This window comes from Halostagnicola larsenii XH-48 (assembly GCF_000517625.1).
Classification (GTDB): domain Archaea; phylum Halobacteriota; class Halobacteria; order Halobacteriales; family Natrialbaceae; genus Halostagnicola; species Halostagnicola larsenii.
Window position 1 is genome coordinate 83,209 of record NZ_CP007059.1, and the last position, 18,918, is coordinate 102,126.

Consider the following 18,918-nt stretch of genomic DNA (forward strand, 5'->3'; position numbering starts at 1 on the left):
CGCTATCGACGCGTCACTCACGGCGGAACCGGGACCGCGCTCACACTGTGAAGCCTATTCTCGATCCCGAACGCGACAAAGAAGTGTCTTGGCAGCTACTCGAAACCGCGTTCGTCTCGAGATCCGCCGGTTTCGCTCACGTCGCATGGAAGCGATTCGAGGCCGTAGAGGCCGTTCAACGGCTGACAGTTCCAGAGATCGGCATCCAGTCGATCGAACCGTTCGAGGAATCCGTTCAGGGCGACGGCCGCTTCCATCCGCGCGAGGTGTGCACCGAGACAGAAGTGAACGCCGGTTCCGAACGCGATGTGGCGGTTCGGTTGGCGCTCGGGTCGAAACTCCTCGGGTGCATCGAACCGTGCTGGGTCGCGGTTCGCAGCGCCCAACCAGACGGTGAGGACGTCACCGGCCTGGATTTGGCGGCCGCGTAGCTCGACGTCCTCGAGGGCGATCCGCTTCAGCGATTGGATCGGCGACCGGTACCGAAGCGTCTCCTCGATGGCCGCCTCGAGGTCGACCGCGCCCTGTCGAACCGCATCCGTCAGGCCCTCTTCTTCGAACGTCCAGATCGCGTTGGTGAGGAGATTCGTCGTCGTAATGTTGCCGGCGAGAAGCAACAGCATACAAAAGCCGATCTGTTCTCCCCTGTTCAACGCCGAATTGGCCGCGAGCGTTATCAGGTCGTCAGCCGTTCCGCCCTCGCGTTCTTGCAGTAACGACCCGAAGTACCGCCCCATCTCTCGTTGGGCCTGTTGCCGTGCGTCCTGAACCCGTTGTCGTTCCTCCTGGGAGTCGTCTTCGGGTCGTGCAACGAGGGCATCCGACCAGGCTTTGAACTGATCGCGGCGTTCGGCGGGGATCCCCAGTAATTCGGCGATGACGGTAACCGGAAGCGAAATTGCGACCTCGTCGACGAAGTCGAACTGCCCTCTGCCCTCGAGGTCGTCCAACACCGCTTCAGTTACCCGCTCCACTTGCGGGCGGTACTCCCGTATCGACCCCGGTTGGAACCGTTCGTCGACGAACCCACGGAGGCGGGTGTGTTCCGGCGGATCGGTCGTGATCATCGTCTGCAACATCGGCATTCCCTCGTCAGCGCCGCTCGAGGGTTCGCCGTCTTCGGCGGAGCGCTTCGCGGTAAACGAGACGTGATCTTTCAGAACGCGATTGACGTCGTCGTATCGAAACACGTCCCACGTCTCTCGTTGCTCGTCGTAATGGACTGGCCGCTCCTCGCGCATCTCGGCGTACCATCCGAACGGCGAGAGTTGCCCTTCAGGACTTCGGATGGGTTCTGGTGGCCGTCCAACGCCGACGACTGAATCAGAAGACTGCATGGATTAATTGATCGTTTAATCAATTGTAGTTCTTTTGTTCCTTCTAGTCATCTCAATAACAGAACGGTGGTGACCTGCTGGTGGACATACAGCCGACTGGGAAGACACTCGAGAAGAGCCAGAACGTATCCAAACCCCGCGTACAACGGGTATACTATCTTACTCGCTACGTCTCTCGTGAGATGTCCTCGAGAATCTCGTCGACGAGCGTTTCAGTTCGGTCGATCGCATCATCTCGATTCGTCGTCGTGTGCGTGTGTATCCCCTGCTTGACGAGAAAGAGGATGTGATCGGCGGTCAGTTCCGGATCGACCTGTCGAAACTGATCGCGTTCGATGCCGGCCCGAATTTGCCGTGCGATCGTCGCTCGAAGTCGTTCTTCGACCGAGGTCGTTTTTTCCCGAAATTCACTGTCCCACGTCGCGTGTCCCCAGAGTTCGACGAAAAGACGCGAGGTCGCCGTCTCGGTTACAACTGGGGGCCCAGCCATAATCTGCTCGCCCTGTTCCGGTTCTGGATGCAGTATCTGGCCGACGAATGCTCGCAGTGCGGCCTCCGGGTCGTCGAACTCCCGTTCGGCCTGCCCGTCGACGAAGATATCGACGAAGACGTCGAGCATCGACAGTAACAGATCGTCTTTGCTATCGAAATAGTGGTAGATGAGAGACGGGTTCTGGCCGAGTTCCTCCCCGATGTCCTTGATGGAGAGATCCGCGTAGCCGTACTCGACCAGCGCGCGGAACGCCGCTTCTCTAATCCGTTGTTCCGTCTCGGGATGACCGCTCATTATCCGACACTAGGTAAGCACACTCATAAGCCAGTATCGGGTCGAGAGCATCCAAGACAGAACGCACGAACTCGAGTCGTTACCCGTAACAAACCCTATATGCCACCTGTCGAATGGGGGACTCGTGCAACCGATCTCACTGTCGGGACCGTGGACCCTCCACCTCGATCCCGACGACGACGGGCCCGTTCGGGACCCAGCCGGCGACGACGTCGACGGGACGATGTATCTTCCGGGGACGACCGACGAATACGGCTACGGCGAGGAAGTCGACGAGTCCCCGCGAGACCACCTCCAGCGCACCCATCGCTACGAGGGGCCAGCGTGGTACCGGCGCACCGTCTCCGTTCCCGAGTCGTGGGCCGACAAACGTGTGACGTTCACGCTCGAGCGAACCCGCCCGAGCGAGGTCTGGGTCGACGGGGAGCGCATCGGCGCTCGAGTCTGTCTGAGCACTCCGCACGTCTACGACCTCACCGAGGAAATCGAGCCCGGCGAGCACGAAATCGTGGTTCGCGTGGACAACACCGACGACTCGATGGCGCGGCCGGGCGTCGAGCGGTCGCACGCGAGTACCGAACACACCCAGACGAACTGGAACGGTATCGTCGGGGACGTTCGCCTCGAGGCGACGCCGCGGGTCTGGATCGAGGACGTCCGGACGGTCACCGATCCGGACCGGAACGCGGTCGACCTCGAGGTAACGCTCGCCAACGCGACGACGACCGAGCGCGCTGGAACGCTTGCGGCCGACGCCCGGAGTACGAACACCGACGAGATTCACGACCCGGATGCCGTCGACCGGTCCGTCTCGATCCCCGCCGGTGACGGCTCGGAGCCGGGTCGAACGACCCTCGAGTTCACCTACGACCTCGGACTCGACGCGCTCACCTGGGACGAGTTCTCGCCCGCGGTCTACGACCTGACCGTCGGGCTCGAGACGGAAGCCGTACTCGAGGCGGGTCCAAACGACGAGGGGTCCGACTGCGTCGACGAGTTCGAGACGACGTTCGGCCTCCGAAACTTCGAAGCCGACGGCACGCAGTTCGCGATCAACGACACGACGATTTTCCTTAGAGGGCGGACCGACTGTTGTGTCTTCCCGGACACCGCGTATCCGCCGACGACGACCGCCGAATGGGTCGAGCACATGGAAACCGCGAAGGCGTACGGCATCAACCACTACCGGTTTCACAGCTGGTGTCCGCCGGAGGCCGCATTCGAGGCCGCCGATCGGGTCGGGATCTACATGCAACCGGAACTCTCCCAGTGGAACTTCGGCACCTCGTTCGAGGACGACGGGGCCTACGAGTACTACAAGCAAGAGGCCGAACGCATTCTCGAGACCTACGGCAATCACCCCTCGTTCGTCTGTTTTACGCTCGGGAACGAGAACAAAGGCGACGAGGAGAGGATGACCGAACTCGTCCAGCACTGTCGGGCGATCGACGACCGGAGACTGCACGCCTATGGCGCGAACAACTTTCTCACCTCCCCCCATCCCGGCGAAGCGGACGACTTCTTCATCACCGCCAACGTCCCCGAGGATACCGACGCCAGCCACTGGGAGGTCGACCGGACGCCAATCCGCGGCACCGGCCACGTCAACGACGCGCCACCCTCGACGAGCGTCGACTACGAGAGCAAACTCGAGCCCTACGACATGCCCGTCGTGGGTCACGAAATCGGGCAGTACCAGATCCACCCCGACTACGACGAGACACGCAAGTACCGCGGGGTGCTCCGGGCCCGGAACCTCGAGCGATTCGAGCGCTCGCTGGCCGACCGCTACATGGACGGTGCCGACACGGACTTTCAGGCGGCCTCCGGTGCGCTCTCGATCAGGTGCTACCGCGAGGACATCGAAGCCGCGTTCCGAACGGCGGGCTTTGGCGGCTTCCAGTTGCTCGGCCTCGACGACTTTCCGGGTCAGGGCACCGCCATGGTCGGCATCCTCGACTCGTTCATGGAGTCGAAAGGGCTGATCGAACCCCACGAGTGGCGTCGCTTCTGTGCCGCTCGAGTGGCGTTGCTCTCGTTCGAGCAGTACGCGTACACGACCGGCGAGGGGTTCGCCGCCGAGGCGAAGTTGGCCAACTACGGTCCCGAACCGATCGTCGACGCGACCGCAACCTGGTCGATCGAAACGGAAGACGGCGCGGAACTCGCGACCGGCGACCTCGAGCCGGAACGAATCGAACAGGGGGCGCTCGCGACCCTGGGAACTATCGACGTCCCGCTCTCCGCCGTCGATGCACCCGCCCGCCTCGAGGTGACGCTCGCCGTCGACGGCGAAGAACCCGAAAGCGGCGCTGCCGTCGACCGGCGAACGTCCTATCCGATCTGGGTCTATCCCGAAACCCTCGAGTCCGAGAGCCTCGAACGCTCCGGTATCGACGGGTTCGGCGTCTCGCGGCGCTTCGACGAGGAGACGCGGACCCGGCTGGAAGCCGGCGAGACGATCCTCTTGCTTCCGGAACCGAGCGCGGTCCGGTACAGTCTCGAGGGATCGTTCCAGCCGGACTTCTGGAACTACGAGATCTTCAAGCAAAACGGAAAGCCCGGCACGCTCGGCATGACCACCGACGCCGACCACCCGCTGTTCGACGCGTTCCCCACCGAGGGGCACACTGACTGGCAGTGGTGGCACCTCCTGCGCCGGTCGCGATCGGTCGTCCTCGACGACGCGCCCGCCGAGTTCGAGCCCACCGTCCAGATCATCGATACGATCTACCGAAACCACAAACTCGGCGTCTACTTCGAAACCGCGGTCGGCGACGGAAACCTCGCCGTCTGTACGCTGGATCTCGCCGGAGACGATCCCGTCACGAGACAGTTTCGCCGCAGCCTCGAGTCGTATCTCACCTCGGAATCGTTCGATCCCGAGTCCACACTCTCGACAGGCGTCCTCGACAGTCTTCTCAACGCCGGAGAGGACGAGGACCGCACCTACGGCGACGACGCCGGCGCGTGGGTCGACACCGACTGAATCCCTCGCCGCCCATCACAACGGGCGTCCGTTCCCGAGCGAAATCGGTTTAGTCGTACCGCCGCTACCCTGGGGCAGTGACCGACGACCCCTCCTCGAGTGCTGGCTCTGACGATGGAATCACTTCCGACGAGAAGCCCCGTTCGTCCGGCGACGACTCGAACGGGAGTCAGGCGGAGAACGAATCAGACGGCGAGGCCGAACGCTCGCTCACGCTGGCTGCGTTCCACGACGCGTGCCAGCAGGAAGGGCGACCGGTTCTCACCGCAGGCGGAGTCGCACGGGCGCTCGAGTACCCCCACAGCGCCGTCACCGAGCAACTCGAGGCCCTCGAGGCTGCCGGCGACGTCGAATCGCTCTCGGTCTCGACCGATCCGGTCGTCTGGTATCCGAGCGAACTCGAGGATCTGACCGACAGAGAGCGGGTAGTCGTCTTTCCGAAGCGACGGGAAATCGTCGTCGACCGGCCCGAGCAGTTCACCCGCGCACAGCTCTCGCAGTTCGCCCACCTCGCCGATACGAACGGCGAGAACGGCTACCGATACGAGGTCCGACCGGAGGACGTCTGGCAAGCGCCCCACGATTCGTTCGACGGGCTCGCTCGGACGATGCGACAGGCGCTCGGCCAGCGCTCGGACGCCCTCGAGGACTGGGTCGAGAGCCAGTGGGATCGCGCCCGACAGTTCCGACTCGTGACACACGAGGAGGGCTACACCGTGCTCGAGGCCCAGAGCGCCGAGATCATGGGCAACGTCGCCCGGCAGAAGTTAGACGAAGAACACGTCCACGCGCCGATTTCCGAGACGGAAGACTGGGTCCGGGAGGGTTCCGAGGCCGCGATCAAACGGACGCTCTACGAGGCGGGGTATCCGGTGCAAGATCAGCGGGAACTGGCGGCCGGCGAGGAGCTATCGATCGAGCTACAGGTACGCCTTCGAGACTACCAGCGGACGTGGGTCGATCGCTTCGCAGAAGCCGGAGAAGGCGTCTTCGTCGGACCGCCGGGAAGCGGGAAAACCGTCGCCGCGATGGGGGCGATGGCCCACGTCGGCGGCGAGACCCTGATACTGGTCCCCAGCCGCGACCTCGCGAGACAGTGGAACGAGGAACTGCTCGCACAGACCTCCCTCGAGCCCGAACAGATCGGCCAGTATCACGGCGGCCAGAAGAACGTCCGCCCGGTAACGATCGCGACCTACCAGATCGCGGGCATGGACAGACACCGGTCGCTGTTCGACGACCGCGAGTGGGGACTCGTCGTCTTCGACGAGTGCCAGCACGTCCCCAGCGACGTCTACCGGCGGAGTACGCACCTCCAGTCCCGGCACCGGCTCGGCCTCTCTGCGAGTCCGATCCGGGAGGACGATCGTCAGACCGAAATCTTCACGCTCGTCGGACCGCCCATCGGCACCGACTGGGAGGCGCTGTTCGAGGACGGCTTCGTCGCCGAGCCGGAACTCGAGATCCGGTACGTCCCCTGGGGGGACGACGAGCAGCAGAACGCCTACGGCTCGGCCGACGGCAGGGAGAAGTACCGCATCGCGGCGCGAAATCGAGGGAAGGTCGACGACGTTCGATACCTCCTCTCGGCTCACCCCGACTCGAAGGCGCTGGTGTTCGTCGACTACCTGAAACAGGGCCGCGCCATCGCCGAGGCGGTCGACGCGCCGTTCCTGAGCGGGGAAACGCCCCATGCCGAACGCCGACGGTTGCTCGAGGAGTTCCGCCGGAACGAACGCGAGTTACTCGTCGTCTCTCGCGTCGGCGACGAAGGGATCGACCTGCCGACGGCCGACCTGGCGATCATCGCCTCCGGGCTCGGCGGCTCCCGTCGACAGGGGACCCAGCGGGCCGGCCGGACGATGCGTCCGGCGGGCGGGGCGCTCGTCTACGTGCTGGCGACGCGAGGGACTCGAGAGGAGGATTTCGCCCGGAAGCAGCTCCAACACCTCGGGCGCAAGGGGATGACGGTCCGCGAGCAAAACGTCGATATCGAAACCTAACCGAGAGGGCCGTTTTCGGTTACCGTCGCAGTACTTTCCCGGTCCTCGAGAGGTTCCTCACCAGCAGACCGACCGCCGGACGACTCCTCACAGGCTGTGACCCGCGTTTCCGGATCAGTCTCTGTCGGCTCGATGCTGTCGACGGCCAGAACTCCGACACCGGTCTCGAGCCGTCGCCTCACAACCGCGGTATCTTCGCCCCGGTCGCCGACGGCCAGCTCGAGTCGGGTGTGGATATCGACGGTTATGTCGTTCAGCCCCGGTTCGATACCCTGAACTTCCGGTTCGTCGACGACCTCGACGGGCTCGACTCGCTCGAGGACGCTTCTGGCACCGTCGACGAGACTGCCGGGTGCGTTGATCGGTACTCGAACGACCAGTCCAACTGCGAACGACTGGCAAGTGCGTTCCATACTCCCCCGCCGAGAATCGAACTCGGCGCTCGAGCGGATTGCCCGCGCGTTGCCCAGCACTGAAGCGGGTCTGTCCCGTTCCAGCGTACACTACGGGGGACGGCCCCGCGTAGTTCGGACTGGCCGGACGAACGAGCCACGAGAACGACGGGATCTGCGGCGTGCCACCCATGACACGACGAGAATCCTCCGCGAGTGACGACATCCATCCGGCCAGAATCGAACTTACGCGGCGCGGATGGACGTGCCGCCGGATGCAATCGACACCGGCAGCATCCCGATCCACCCACGACCGTTCGGCTCGAGGCCGATCGCCGGCCCCGATCCATAGCCCCCACTCGCCGGCTGACGAATGCCGATGAGCGAGGCCATAGTGGTCGTGAGCGAGATCATGGGTGTGTCGATCGCGCCCTCGAGCGTCGACGACGCCGAGTCGAAACGCGATCAGCTATCTACATCGTATTCGGCTCCCAACATAATCGTTTCCTTGGTATGCTAGCATAGGCCACGCTGTGGGAGAGAAGTGTTGCATTACAGAATTGAGTAGTCGACATGGTAATGTCGGATCCAGAGATGGTGGTAGCCACGCGGGAAGTACAGTCGACGGAGACACCCTGGCCCTCTATGCAGACAGTGGATCGCGCCCGAGCTGCTGGAGCATACCGAAGATGTCGAAGTTCGCCCACCGTTCGGCGACTTTCCCGTCAATGACGCGGACGACGTTGATACCCATGAGATCTATGCGGTTACCAGTCGGCTCGATGCCCATGAATGACCCCTGGTGAGTTCCAGTTGCCTGTCCCCAGAACGAGACTAGATCGCCCTCTGCGATGTATCGGTCTACGGAGAAGGAAAGATCCGGAAACGCCCGGTGATATCCTTGGACGAATTCTTTGAACTCCGACAGTGGCTCTTCTCCGTCATCGGTCGGGTCGTGGTATACCTGCTGTTCGGTGAGAACCTCGTCCATCTCTTCGATGTTCCCCTCGTTCCAGACCACCTCAACGTAACGGCGAGCGACTTCCTTCGGATCCGATTCGCGGTGTGCCATACTGGGGAGATGTTTTGAACGGCAATAAACAAAATCCTCAATAACAGACCTATCGCAACGAGTTCATCGATCGATAGCGAAGTCACTCTCCGACGAGGGCAATAGAGGACTCTTCTCACCCTTGTCGCGACAGTCGGCGCGGTCCATCGAATTACCGGTCGTATTCGGGCTCGGTTCCGTCGCTATTCAACCTGTATGTCCCCAATCATCGAACCCTGGTGAACCTCACAGACGTACGCGGCCATGTCGCTGTTCGCATCGAACTCGAGCCACTGGTCTTCGGGTTCGGTGACGACTTCCGTCTGCAGGTCGTCGATGACTTCGTCGTTGCCGTCCCAAATTTCGATGTTGTGCTCGGAACCGTCGCCGGTCGTCCAGCCGATTTCGTAGGTTTCTCCCTCTTGAAGGATGAGCGTCGGATTTTCCTCGTCCGCGATCGAGTCGGGTGCGATGCCGACCCACCCCGCCGTCTGGCCGTCGAACTCGATCTGTGTGCCGGGTTCGATCTCCATGCCACCGCCACCGTTCCCGCCGCCACCGCCACCGCCACCGTTACCGTTCCCGCCGCCACCGCCACCACCGCAACCAGCGACGAGCGCTGTAGCCGTCGCGACACCTGTTACTTTGAGCATCTGCCGTCGGGACACGCGATCATCATGTGTCATTAGGACTGTTTACCGCCCAACACGGATATCCGGACACCCGTCCAATGCATGGATATAAAACCAAGGAACTGCCATAGAATGGCTCGAAAATTTAACATTCACGAAATATTGAAGGGGAAATCTCGTGACCCGCCTGGCATCGAGACAGCCCATCGAGCGAAAAAGCCTACTCTCGAGCGAGCCGGCGTTCGAGATGACCGGATTCGGCTAGCTCGGTGGTCGTTTCCTCGAGTGCCCTCACGAGAATCGTGACGCGTGAGGATCCCGTCGCGACGATCGGCGAACAACTCGAGACGTCGCGGAGACGATCGAAGTCCAGTCGCTGAACTACAGCCCGTGAATCGACCGAAGATGCGTTTTTCAGGGTGATTCCGCTGCGAACGTCTCGACGATAGCGTCGCAGAACGCGGGCAAATCGTCGGGGTTTCGACTCGTCACGAGGCCGTCGTCGGTCACGACCTCCTCGTCGACCCACTCGCCGCCCGCGTTTTCGATGTCGGTTTGGAGGCTCGGATACGACGTCAGCGTTCGACCGTCGACGACGTCCGCTTCGACGAGTGTCCACGGACCGTGACAGATGACCCCCAGCGGTTTGCCGGCCGCGTCGTGCTCGCGGAGCAACTCGACTACGTCTGAATCTAATCGGAGCGTATCCGCGCCGACGGTACCGCCAGGGACGATCAATGCGTCGTAGTCCGACGCCGAAACCTCCGACACGACTGCGTCGACCTCGTAGGAATCGCTCCACTCGAGGTCGTTGTTGACCGTCCGCGCCTCGCCGGATTCGGTTCCGAGAACCCGAACGGTGGCTCCGGCGTCGGAAACCGCCTGCTTCGATTCCGTGAACTCGATTTCCTCGGTGCCGTTCTCGGCGATCAGGACACCGACGGTTACGCCCTCCAGTTGTTGTGCGTCGCTCATCATGGCCATTGCCCACCGTCTCGAGAATAAAGACTGCGCCTGTGTGTGCAACTGTCGCCGGGATCCAGCCCTCCAGTCCGACGGTCCTCCGGCGCTCGTTACAGATCCACGATTTAAGCGGTTTGAACTGTTTGCAAATTGTAAAAAGTGTACACGGTGTGTACGGCTTGGAGTACTACTCCATCCGATCGGAGGCGGCTTGCGAGTGCAATACGGATCAACGGCTCTGTTGAGATCATCAGCGGCTAACAAATTTTGAGGGGATCGGTAAGTACAGGGGGCACAAAGATCGTTCGTAATCGGAGAATCAAATCCTGATACAGAGAGAAGGTGGAGAGAGGCACCACACCTTTTCCGGCTGACCGGCGAAGTACCAATCAACGAATGGACGACCGATTCAGTCGATGGCTGCTCCTCTCAGGAGATCGGTACACCGTCGCCACTGGGATACTCTTCACTATGGCTGTGGTGGTGCTTATCCCTCTCTTCTCTCGGTTTGCCATCCACAATCTCACGCCGTTGATCTATATCGCGAGCGCGTTGATTGGGGGGAATATCACGCTCATCACCCTTGTGGTCGCGATCAACCAAGTGATTCTCTCCCAAGAGCTTGAGTCACCGGGGTCGCTCCGAGACGAGATCGACCAATCAGACGACTATCGGCAGGCAGCACTTGACCAGCCGGCACCACCGACCGATCCAGCCGACTTCCTGCAACAGCTCCTTCAACAGACCCAAGAATGCGCCGGTTCGCTCGCGGAATTTCTCCCAGACTCGACCAGTGAACCGGATACCCACCTTATCGATGAGTTACCGGAGGAATGTGCCCAGATTAGCGAGGAACTCGGGACAGGATCGGATAAGCTCTCTTCGGTGATCGTTCCCCTCCTCGGTATCGAATACGCGACACACATTCATGAATGTCATCAGCTTGAATCGGCTTACGAGGGGGGTGAGCATGAACAGCTGCTCTCCACGCTCGATGCCTTGAGCGCGGATTTGAAGAATCTCGACAGTACTTTACGACCGCGTTCATGAAGGAGGAACTCGCGAAACTCTCTCGCTCGCTCCTGTATGTCGGTGTGCTGGCTATTTCTCTCCCAGTCGCATTACTCATCGATCTCGCTACCTTTCCCACGGCGGCTGCCCCTATGCCAACGGTATTCGTTTTCACTCTCCTGACGGTTGTGGTTGGTCTCATCCCTCTTGCGCTCCTGATAGCGTTTATCCTCCGGGTAGCAACAGTGGCCCAGCATATCGCGTCAATCACCCCATTCATGACGTAGCAACAACCGCGATTGGGATTGATTTCGTCGCCGTATGGGAGGCCGAGTTAGTTGTATCACGCTTACTAAGAGAGAAGACATCAGTTGGTTAATAGCACGGATTTCGATCAGTAAGCATCTGTAGTGTGCGTGTGTTTCACGCTAAATACATCTGAATAATAGAATTTAAACAGAGCCGGATCAACCACTGTGCGTTCACTGGAAATCGGACCAGAAGGCGAAGTGATCCGTACCGCGTCTATCCACGAACTACTGAGACGGCGCTCGAACGCAGCGTTCGACGTCGTCCAGTGATTTCATCTCGAGGATATTGTACGGCGCGCCGATCGTTTCGCCGACCGCTCGAAAGGACGGGAGCGGGTCGTGTGCATCGGTCGTTCCGTCGTTGTCGTGGAGGTGAACGAGGTGAATTCGATCACCGAATCGATCGACGAAGCGGTCGTACTCGATCCCGCCTGCCTTCGCGTGACCGACATCGAGGGTGACTCGGAGCGCCTCAGGCCCGACACCTACCGCCTCGAGGAAGGAGGCCAGCCGCTCCGGGGTTGCAGTGAAGCGGCGTTTTTGGGTTCGCGTTCGTTGGTTCTCGAGACAGAGCGGGACGCCGACGTCGGCCGCGTGATGGGCACACGCCCGAATCGTCTCGACCGAGCGTTCCCTGACGTACGCGTGGACTCGCTCCGGATAGCGCGTCCGGACGCTCCCCCCGTGGACGACGACGCCGACGGCGTCGATGGCGGCGGCGAAGTCGAGTGCCTCCGTCGTGGCATCGACGACTGCCGATCGGAGATGGTCGTTGATGTTCCCCGGCGCGACATCGATATGGGGGGCGTGAATGGAGTACGTCAGGTCGTACGTGCGAGCGATGTCTCGAAGCGTCTCCGGCGTGAGACCGTCTTCGCGCACGTTCAGATATCCGGCGCGTAGTTCGATGTGATTCAGTCCAAGATCGGTCAGAAACTCGGCGAACGCCCCGACGTCTTCTGCGAATCGGATGTCCATCGAGGCACCGAACCTGGGGGTCGGTTCAGACATCCGTCACGACCCTCCAGTGAGCCGGTCCAACCGCGCCGTTCGCCGTTTGCCGTCGTCCGGTTGCATGGTACGGAGAAAACCCGATCGATAGTTAAGTCGAACTATGAGGAGTATATAGTACACATACACGTTGGCTACGGTATAGAGTGAGCAGACGCTCGCTATCTCGTTACGTAGTACAATTATAATAGTTCAAATACGGATACGAGAGCCAATAGCCCGTCTATGAGTACATCGACAGCGACGGGGAGTCGGTTCGATTTGGGCAAACACGACATGATGGTTTTTATACTAATCATGTCGCTCACGGGGTTACAGAACGCTATCACAGAAATCCTCCCGGAATTCTCGCTCGGCCCGCTCGAGTTAGGAGTCGGAGAGTTCGTGTTCATTCCGATCGTGCTCGTGTTGCTGTTTCGTACCTACTGGGCGGCACTGGCCGTCCCGGTCGGCGAGATCGTATTCGGTGAAATACTGCTGGGCGAGTTCGACGGGCTGGGAGCGATGGAGGGGCTCCTGTTGATCCCGGTCTGTTATTACTTCGCCGCGAAACTCCTGCAGGATCCCGAAAACACCACGCAGTTGGCGCTCGTCGTCTTCCTCGCCGAAGCGCTCGAGGAGTTCTTCGCGATGTGGATCGACATCGGAAAGGTCTACGTCGGCGTCGAAGAGCTCGAGGCGGTTCCCGGCCTCCCGGAGAGCATCCTCGTGCTCGAGGGCGTTGATTTTGTCACGCAGATGGTGATCACTGGCGTCGTCTTCGGCGTGATACCCGCGTTGTACCTCTATCCGAAACTTCACGGGAAAATCGAGCCACTGCTCGGAATGGAACCGTTCACGGGTGAGCGGGGAGCCTCGATGATGAGCGGCTTTTCCATCACTGCGCTTGCGGCGGTGCTCGTCGCCGTCCCGCTCGCACTCGCCGCCGAAGCCGCGAGCGAGGCCGGTGGAGCCATCAACGTGATCTGGGAGCCCGAATTCCTCGAGGCCTACGGACAGCAGTTCATCGCGGTTCCCATCGTCGTCTCGGCGGTCGTCGCTGCCATCGTCTGGTATCGAGCAAACCGATCCCCATGAAATCGACGAACCCATCCACCGACGCCAGTATCGTCGTCGACGGTCTCTCGTTTCGCTATCCCGGAGCCGAGAGCGCCGTCCTCGCAAACGTCGATCTCGAGATCGAAGCCGGGGAGTTCGTCGCCGTCGTCGGCGGGAACGGCTCAGGAAAGACGACACTGTGTAAGTCATTCAACGGAATCATCCCACACTTCTACGAGGGGGAAATGACGGGGGCGGTCACAGTCGCAGATCTCGACGTGTCGAACAGTTCAGTGTCAGAACTGTCTCAACACGTCGGCTACGTCTTTCAGGAGTTCGACAATCAACTCGTCAATCCGACGGTGTTCGAGGAGGTGGCGTTTGCGCCGATAAATTACGGCTTGGAGGACTATCGAGAACGGGTCCATCGAACGCTCGATCTACTCGATCTCGACGGGCTCGAAGACCGGTTCGTCTGGGAGCTGTCGGGAGGTCAGAAACACCTCGTTGCGCTCGCCGCGTCGCTCTCGCTCGACCCGGAGATTCTGGTCGTCGACGAACCCGCGGCACAGCTCGATCCGGTCAACGCTCGCGAGACGTACGATCAGCTCGCTCGACTCAACGAGGACCTGGGAAAGACCGTCGTCGCGATCGAACACCAGACGGAATTCATCGCGGAGTACTGCGAGTACGTGGTTCTCGTCGAAAGCGGTGCCGTCAGGTGGAAGCTCCCCGTCGAGGAGGCACTCAACCGGTTGGATGACCTGCGATCCCAGGACGTCCACCCGCCGCAGGTGACACGCATTGCCGAACGCGTGTTCGAAGACGAGGATAGGTTGCCGACGACGCTTCGAGCCGGGACAACCCGATTCGGAGAACGGGTCTCCGAGACGGAGATCCGAACGGACGAGACCACGGGGACGGAATCACCCACATACGACACCGATCCCGTCATCTCCTTCGAAGACGTCTCTCACTCCTACCAGACGCTCCGAAGCGGCACTCGAGACGTCCTCGATGAGCTGTCGCTCGAACTGTATCCTGACGAGCGGGTTGTACTCCTCGGGAGCAACGGCGCTGGAAAGTCGACGCTCCTACAGTTGATAACCGGCCTGGAAACGCCGGACGCGGGGACCGTCACCGTCGACGGCGTCGAGACCGAGACGGTACTTCCCGAACAGCTCGCAGAAGACGTCGTCTACGTCCACCAGAATCCGGAGGAGATGTTCATCGACGACGCGGTGCGAGCCGACATCGCCCACTACCTCGAGGACAGGGGTAATCCGGACGCGGACGAGCGCGTCGACGAAGTGATCGACTTCCTCGACCTCGAAGCGGTCGCGGACCGTGACGGGCGACTCCTCAGCGTCGGCCAGCAACGTCGCGCCTCGCTGGCAATCGGTTTGGCGACCGAACCCTCGATCGTTCTGCTGGACGAACCGACCGGCAGCCTCGACCTCGCGAGTCGCGAGGAGGTCGGCCGCACGATCGATCGAGCCGGATCGCGCGTCGAAACCGTGATCATCGCGACACACGACCTCGAACTCGCGGCGGCGTGGGCGACCCGCGTGGTCGTCCTCGACGACGGCGATATCATCGCTGACGGGCCACCCGGAACCGTCTTCGCGGATCTCGATGTCCTCGAGCGGGCGAACCTTCGCCCGCCACAGGTCGTCAGGCTCGGGAACGAACTCGGCCTCGATCCCGCACCGTTGACCGTCGAGACGTTCGTGGAACGACTCGAGGCCGCAGACAAATCGTCCTCACCGACGGAGGTGACGCGATGAGCTATCTGGACGGACTCCGAGACGCCGCGTCGGTCGACGCGATCAAGAGCGACTTGCTCCGAACGGCCTACGAAAACGAGGGATCGTTTCTGCATCGGCTCGACCCGCGCGTACTGCTACTGTGGTACTTCGTCTTCCTGTTCATCCCGTGGCTGTTCTACGACATCGGCGTGTTGCTGGGCCTGTTAGCGTTCGTCTCAGTGCTTGCAGTGCTCTCGCGCGTGAGTCTCTTTCTCGTCGCGGTGATGGCGTTCAGCGTGGCCTCGACGCTCGCCTCGTACGCAGTCGTGACCGCTTTTACCGGCGATGCGATCGGGGCAATTCAGGCGCTAATCCCGTTTACGCTGAAGCTGACAATCATTTCAGTCGCCAGCCTCGCGGTCTTCTCGAGTATGGGTCCGAAGACGCTCGCCCGGGGGCTCACCAGTCTCGGCATCCCGCGCCAGTTCACCTTTCTCATCACGTACGGCTACCGAATGCTACCGGTATTGTTCGAGGAGTATCACGACCTGGTGAACGCCTACCGGTTGCGAAGCGTCGCACCGGACTCGCCGGGACGGTTGCGCTGGCGTCATTACGCCTACCTGTTGAAACTCTCGATGCGGGCGTTCTACCCCATGATATTCAACGTCGCAAAACGCAGCCGAGTCACGGTTGAAGCCATGGAAACCAGGGGGTTCTCTCACTCGCTCCACGACGAGGCGAGCAAAAAACTCCAACTGGCAGACCTCCGGATTCGACCCAGCGACATCGTCTTTTTCGGCGGTTCGTTGACCATCGTCGCCGCGATGGCCTTCGTTCTGTAGGTATCCGGCCCGCTTCGCCTTCTGTGGTAAAATCGCCCTCAGACAACGTCTTGAACGCGAAAACCGACCGTACAGTCGCTCGAGGGAACAACGATCGGATATATACCCAGCCATACCGGTCAGGGCAACTATATATTACTCTTAGTTATCCTATTGGGTGCGGACACGAAGCCATCGACATGGACGGACTTGCGGATAGCACGCTGGAATCGCAACTGCTCGAAACGATTATTCCCTCGCGCGCGTCGTTGCCAGCCGACCCGGCACCGGGCAACTACGTGGTCGTCGACGTCGCTCAGTTTTCGACCACCGTTCCCGAACTGTTCGCCAACGGTGCGGAGTACATCTACGTTACCGAACAACGGGGGAACGAACCCGAATTCAAAGCGGACCATCCTCGAGCGAAGATCGGCGGCGGCTCCGGCCCCGATTACGAGGGAGAACCTGGATACGATTTCTTCAACTCACCGAGTTTTGTCCAGAACGTGGATGTCGACGGACGCCCGACGGCGATGACGTCGACGAACGGCGGGAATGCGATCACCGACCTTCGACTCGCCGGCGGCGACGATGTAGACATCTACGTCGGCGGCCTGACCAACGGCAGGGCCGTCGCCGAGCACCTTCGGGAGAGCGACCGCGAGACGTACCTCGTCGCCGCCGGATCGAACGGGAAACCCTCGCCCGAAGATACCGTCGGCACGCTGGTCATCGCTCATCACCTCCACGGGATCACGATCACGGACGAACGGCGGGAAGCCTTCCGACAGGTCGTTCAGTTCGCCAAGGGGCCGAAGTACGAGAACAAACCCCAGATCAAACGAACCGACCTCTACGAGTACACCCTCGCGTTCGATAGCCGCACCGTCGTGCCGAAACTCGAGGGCCAGCGCCTCTACGATATTACCGCGGCGGACGACGACGGTGAAGCCGACGGAAAAGCGGAGACGTATTGATGCGGGAGGTGCGTTATGAACCATGGAACGGACATCCCTGCTCGAGCGCGTTTCCGAGCACATCGCCGAAGTAATCGGCCTCCTATCGATGGGAGTGGCGGTCGTCGGCGCAACGCTCGGAATCGAGTGGGTCCTGCTCGTCGGTGCCATCGGGTTCATCGTCGGGATGCCCCTCGCGTTCCTCCTCGAGCCCGACACCGAGACGACGGCGGAGCGGACTGGCGAAGCCGACGGTGACAGCCAGCAACAGGACGATCCGATAGACGCCCTCAAAACAGCATACGCGAATGGGACGATCGCCGAGGAAGAATTCGAGCAGAAAGTGAGTCGACTTCTCGAGAGTGAGGACGCCGATCTGGCCGATGAGGCTGGCGTGAGGACTCGAGAACCATCCACAGTCGAAGGGACGGACCGCGGGACGGACACCGACCGGCTCGAGCACGGACGCCTCGATCGCGAGTCGACGTGACGGAACGGCTTCCGGACAGTGTAGATCCCTAGCCGGACGCAAGCGCCTCGTCGATCCGCCGTTCGATCTCGAGGAGGTCCTCCTGAATCGCCTCCCCGCCCTCGACCTCCTCGAGTCGCTCCGCCAATCCCTGCAGGCGCGAGAACTTCTCGCCCTCGTCGACGCCCGTTTTCTGGACGTAGACCTGCTCGTCGACGTCGTACACGTCGTCCTCGTCCAGATCGGTTACCGCGAGGACGACGTCCAACTTCTCGGGATCGACGCCGAGGACCCACTCGCGCGGAACGTCGTGTTCGTCGAGCGCGTCGAAAATTATCTCGTCGTCCTTCGAGTACCGCCGCTCGCGCGTGGTCCGCCTGACGGTGCCGAACCGCCCGTGCAACTGCTGATCGGGGCCGAGACGCTCGAGCAAGGAGTTTCTGGCCGTTCCCCTGACGCGATCGGCACCCCGCTGGACGTCCGAGAGGAGGACGTACAGGTCAGTCAGCGTCCCGGTGTCGAGCGACGACGGGTCGTCCGCATCCACCCGATCGAGGAGGTCGGCCAGCAACACGGCGTCGTCGTGGACGCGTTCGGGTCGCGTTCGCGCCTCCTCGGGCGTGAGGAGGTGCGGACTCTCCCCGCCGACCGCCTCGTCGAGAGCCAGCGACAGCGCTTCGCCGTCGGAAACGAACTCCGGGCCGAGACTCAGGACTGCCGCGTACGGTTCGACGCCCGGGGCGAGCGTCTCCAGCGTGATGGGGCTCCCCTCGAGGCGGTCGACGAGGACGCTGAACTGCTCCCGATGAAGCGGTCGTTCCTCGCCGCTGTCTCGAAACTTGACGACGATGCGATCGTCGCGAGTCGCCTCGATCTCGAACGGGCGCTCCGAGACGGGAGTGACCAGCACAGAACCCGACTCGAGTCCCTCACAAGCCGTACACAGCGGTGACCAGTACGCGTCCATACGGGATCGATCACCGAGCCATAGCAAAAGTTGCAACCACGAAAGTGCCGGGCAGTCGGACTCACAGCGCTTCGCGCCTCGAGGGCGACGAAATGACCGACATCGACCCAGACTACGATTCGATTTTCTCGACGATTTCCCGCGCCTGTTCTCTCGCTTTCTCCTCGCCGACGCTCTTTTTGATCAGGACGCTCGTGACCTCCCAGTCGTCTTCTCCCTCCAGTTTCCCGGTTCGAACTTCGCTTCCTTCCGACACCGATTCCGCCGGGTTGTCAGCCCAGTCGGGCGTTCGGATGTCGTCGTATCGGTCGGGATCTCGAAACCTGACGTGGATGTACTCGTCTTCGGTATCTACCATCTCGACGTCGGGGATCTCGGCCATGGTCGAGACTACCTCGCTATCGGACCTCAATCTGGGGCTTGAATGTG

General features: G+C 61.4%; 18 protein-coding genes. 9 read left to right on the plus strand and 9 right to left on the minus strand.

Annotation, left to right across the window (positions count from 1 at the left end; translation table 11 throughout):
* Positions 1-95 precede the first annotated feature (95 nt).
* On the minus strand, positions 96-1,337 hold the full coding sequence (locus HALLA_RS19570; RefSeq protein ID WP_049955185.1) for a cytochrome P450: 1,242 nt from the start codon (positions 1,335-1,337) through the stop codon (positions 96-98).
* 166 nt (positions 1,338-1,503) lie between these two features.
* Complete coding sequence (locus HALLA_RS19575; protein ID WP_049955186.1) at positions 1,504-2,124, minus strand: TetR/AcrR family transcriptional regulator; 621 nt, start codon at positions 2,122-2,124, stop codon at positions 1,504-1,506.
* A 124-nt stretch (positions 2,125-2,248) separates the two neighbouring features.
* Here HALLA_RS19575 and HALLA_RS19580 point away from each other — a divergent pair, with 124 nt between their 5' ends.
* Both HALLA_RS19580 and HALLA_RS19585 read left to right on the plus strand, forming a co-directional pair.
* A complete protein-coding gene (locus HALLA_RS19580) occupies positions 2,249-5,113 on the plus strand; it encodes a sugar-binding domain-containing protein (RefSeq protein ID WP_049955187.1) in 2,865 nt (954 codons plus the stop codon).
* Between the two features lie 77 nt (positions 5,114-5,190).
* A complete protein-coding gene (locus tag HALLA_RS19585) occupies positions 5,191-7,116 on the plus strand; it encodes a DEAD/DEAH box helicase (protein ID WP_049955188.1) in 1,926 nt (641 codons plus the stop codon).
* Here HALLA_RS19585 and HALLA_RS19590 read toward each other — a convergent pair.
* The 4 genes from HALLA_RS19590 to HALLA_RS19605 all read right to left on the minus strand — a co-directional run bounded on the left by HALLA_RS19590 (position 7,113) and on the right by HALLA_RS19605 (position 10,169).
* Complete coding sequence (locus HALLA_RS19590) at positions 7,113-7,529, minus strand: hypothetical protein (protein ID WP_049955189.1); 417 nt, start codon at positions 7,527-7,529, stop codon at positions 7,113-7,115. The two genes, HALLA_RS19585 and HALLA_RS19590, sit on opposite strands and share 4 nt — an antisense overlap.
* A gap of 622 nt (positions 7,530-8,151) precedes the next feature.
* A complete protein-coding gene (locus HALLA_RS19595) occupies positions 8,152-8,580 on the minus strand; it encodes an ester cyclase (RefSeq protein ID WP_049955190.1) in 429 nt (142 codons plus the stop codon).
* A 182-nt stretch (positions 8,581-8,762) separates the two neighbouring features.
* Positions 8,763-9,245, minus strand: a complete 483-nt coding sequence (locus tag HALLA_RS19600) for a twin-arginine translocation signal domain-containing protein (RefSeq protein ID WP_242406261.1) — start codon at positions 9,243-9,245, stop codon at positions 8,763-8,765.
* A gap of 360 nt (positions 9,246-9,605) precedes the next feature.
* Positions 9,606-10,169 (minus strand): type 1 glutamine amidotransferase domain-containing protein, encoded by a 564-nt coding sequence (locus HALLA_RS19605; protein ID WP_084569157.1) that lies wholly within the window; start codon positions 10,167-10,169, stop codon positions 9,606-9,608.
* Positions 10,170-10,550: 381 nt separating this feature from the next.
* Here HALLA_RS19605 and HALLA_RS19610 point away from each other — a divergent pair, with 381 nt between their 5' ends.
* Together HALLA_RS19610 and HALLA_RS21560 are read left to right on the plus strand one after the other, a co-directional pair.
* Positions 10,551-11,204, plus strand: coding sequence for a hypothetical protein (locus HALLA_RS19610; protein WP_242406262.1), 654 nt, complete (start codon positions 10,551-10,553; stop codon positions 11,202-11,204).
* On the plus strand, positions 11,201-11,452 hold the full coding sequence (locus HALLA_RS21560) for a hypothetical protein (protein ID WP_242406263.1): 252 nt from the start codon (positions 11,201-11,203) through the stop codon (positions 11,450-11,452). The genes HALLA_RS19610 and HALLA_RS21560 overlap by 4 nt, the downstream gene beginning before the upstream one ends.
* Before the next feature lie 249 nt (positions 11,453-11,701).
* Here HALLA_RS21560 and HALLA_RS19615 read toward each other — a convergent pair whose 3' ends face one another.
* Positions 11,702-12,487: a sugar phosphate isomerase/epimerase family protein gene (locus tag HALLA_RS19615; protein ID WP_049955192.1), complete on the minus strand. Its 786-nt coding sequence runs from the start codon at positions 12,485-12,487 to the stop codon at positions 11,702-11,704.
* A gap of 225 nt (positions 12,488-12,712) precedes the next feature.
* On the opposite strand from HALLA_RS19615, the gene HALLA_RS19620 reads away from it, so the two are divergent.
* From HALLA_RS19620 to HALLA_RS19640, 5 genes are all read left to right on the plus strand, one after another.
* Complete coding sequence (locus HALLA_RS19620) at positions 12,713-13,564, plus strand: hypothetical protein (protein ID WP_084569153.1); 852 nt, start codon at positions 12,713-12,715, stop codon at positions 13,562-13,564.
* Positions 13,561-15,312: an ABC transporter ATP-binding protein gene (locus tag HALLA_RS19625; RefSeq protein WP_049955193.1), complete on the plus strand. Its 1,752-nt coding sequence runs from the start codon at positions 13,561-13,563 to the stop codon at positions 15,310-15,312. The genes HALLA_RS19620 and HALLA_RS19625 overlap by 4 nt, the downstream gene beginning before the upstream one ends.
* Positions 15,309-16,118, plus strand: a complete 810-nt coding sequence (locus tag HALLA_RS19630; RefSeq protein ID WP_049955194.1) for an energy-coupling factor transporter transmembrane component T family protein — start codon at positions 15,309-15,311, stop codon at positions 16,116-16,118. Before HALLA_RS19625 ends, HALLA_RS19630 begins: the two co-directional genes overlap by 4 nt.
* A 179-nt stretch (positions 16,119-16,297) precedes the next feature.
* Complete coding sequence (locus tag HALLA_RS19635; RefSeq protein WP_049955195.1) at positions 16,298-17,074, plus strand: 2-phosphosulfolactate phosphatase; 777 nt, start codon at positions 16,298-16,300, stop codon at positions 17,072-17,074.
* A 22-nt stretch (positions 17,075-17,096) separates the two neighbouring features.
* A complete protein-coding gene (locus HALLA_RS19640) occupies positions 17,097-17,543 on the plus strand; it encodes an SHOCT domain-containing protein (protein WP_049955196.1) in 447 nt (148 codons plus the stop codon).
* A 28-nt stretch (positions 17,544-17,571) separates the two neighbouring features.
* On the opposite strand, the gene HALLA_RS19645 is transcribed toward HALLA_RS19640, so the two are convergent.
* Both HALLA_RS19645 and HALLA_RS19650 read right to left on the minus strand, forming a co-directional pair.
* Positions 17,572-18,489 carry a hypothetical protein gene (locus tag HALLA_RS19645; RefSeq protein ID WP_049955197.1) on the minus strand — a complete coding sequence of 306 codons (918 nt, stop codon included), beginning with the start codon at positions 18,487-18,489 and terminating at the stop codon, positions 17,572-17,574.
* Between the two features lie 112 nt (positions 18,490-18,601).
* Positions 18,602-18,871 carry a hypothetical protein gene (locus HALLA_RS19650; RefSeq protein WP_049955198.1) on the minus strand — a complete coding sequence of 90 codons (270 nt, stop codon included), beginning with the start codon at positions 18,869-18,871 and terminating at the stop codon, positions 18,602-18,604.
* Positions 18,872-18,918 lie beyond the last annotated feature (47 nt).

Coding starts and splice junctions, on each gene's coding strand:
- HALLA_RS19570 (WP_049955185.1), bottom strand. CDS start 1,337: ATGCAGTCTTCTGATTCAGTCGTCGGCGTTGGACGGCCACCAGAACCC.
- HALLA_RS19575 (WP_049955186.1), bottom strand. CDS start 2,124: ATGAGCGGTCATCCCGAGACGGAACAACGGATTAGAGAAGCGGCGTTC.
- HALLA_RS19590 (WP_049955189.1), bottom strand. CDS start 7,529: ATGGAACGCACTTGCCAGTCGTTCGCAGTTGGACTGGTCGTTCGAGTA.
- HALLA_RS19595 (WP_049955190.1), bottom strand. CDS start 8,580: ATGGCACACCGCGAATCGGATCCGAAGGAAGTCGCTCGCCGTTACGTT.
- HALLA_RS19600 (WP_242406261.1), bottom strand. CDS start 9,245: ATGACACATGATGATCGCGTGTCCCGACGGCAGATGCTCAAAGTAACA.
- HALLA_RS19605 (WP_084569157.1), bottom strand. CDS start 10,169: ATGATGAGCGACGCACAACAACTGGAGGGCGTAACCGTCGGTGTCCTG.
- HALLA_RS19610 (WP_242406262.1), top strand. CDS start 10,551: ATGGACGACCGATTCAGTCGATGGCTGCTCCTCTCAGGAGATCGGTAC.
- HALLA_RS21560 (WP_242406263.1), top strand. CDS start 11,201: ATGAAGGAGGAACTCGCGAAACTCTCTCGCTCGCTCCTGTATGTCGGT.
- HALLA_RS19615 (WP_049955192.1), bottom strand. CDS start 12,487: ATGTCTGAACCGACCCCCAGGTTCGGTGCCTCGATGGACATCCGATTC.
- HALLA_RS19620 (WP_084569153.1), top strand. CDS start 12,713: ATGAGTACATCGACAGCGACGGGGAGTCGGTTCGATTTGGGCAAACAC.
- HALLA_RS19625 (WP_049955193.1), top strand. CDS start 13,561: ATGAAATCGACGAACCCATCCACCGACGCCAGTATCGTCGTCGACGGT.
- HALLA_RS19630 (WP_049955194.1), top strand. CDS start 15,309: ATGAGCTATCTGGACGGACTCCGAGACGCCGCGTCGGTCGACGCGATC.
- HALLA_RS19635 (WP_049955195.1), top strand. CDS start 16,298: ATGGACGGACTTGCGGATAGCACGCTGGAATCGCAACTGCTCGAAACG.
- HALLA_RS19640 (WP_049955196.1), top strand. CDS start 17,097: ATGGAACGGACATCCCTGCTCGAGCGCGTTTCCGAGCACATCGCCGAA.
- HALLA_RS19645 (WP_049955197.1), bottom strand. CDS start 18,489: ATGGACGCGTACTGGTCACCGCTGTGTACGGCTTGTGAGGGACTCGAG.
- HALLA_RS19650 (WP_049955198.1), bottom strand. CDS start 18,871: ATGGCCGAGATCCCCGACGTCGAGATGGTAGATACCGAAGACGAGTAC.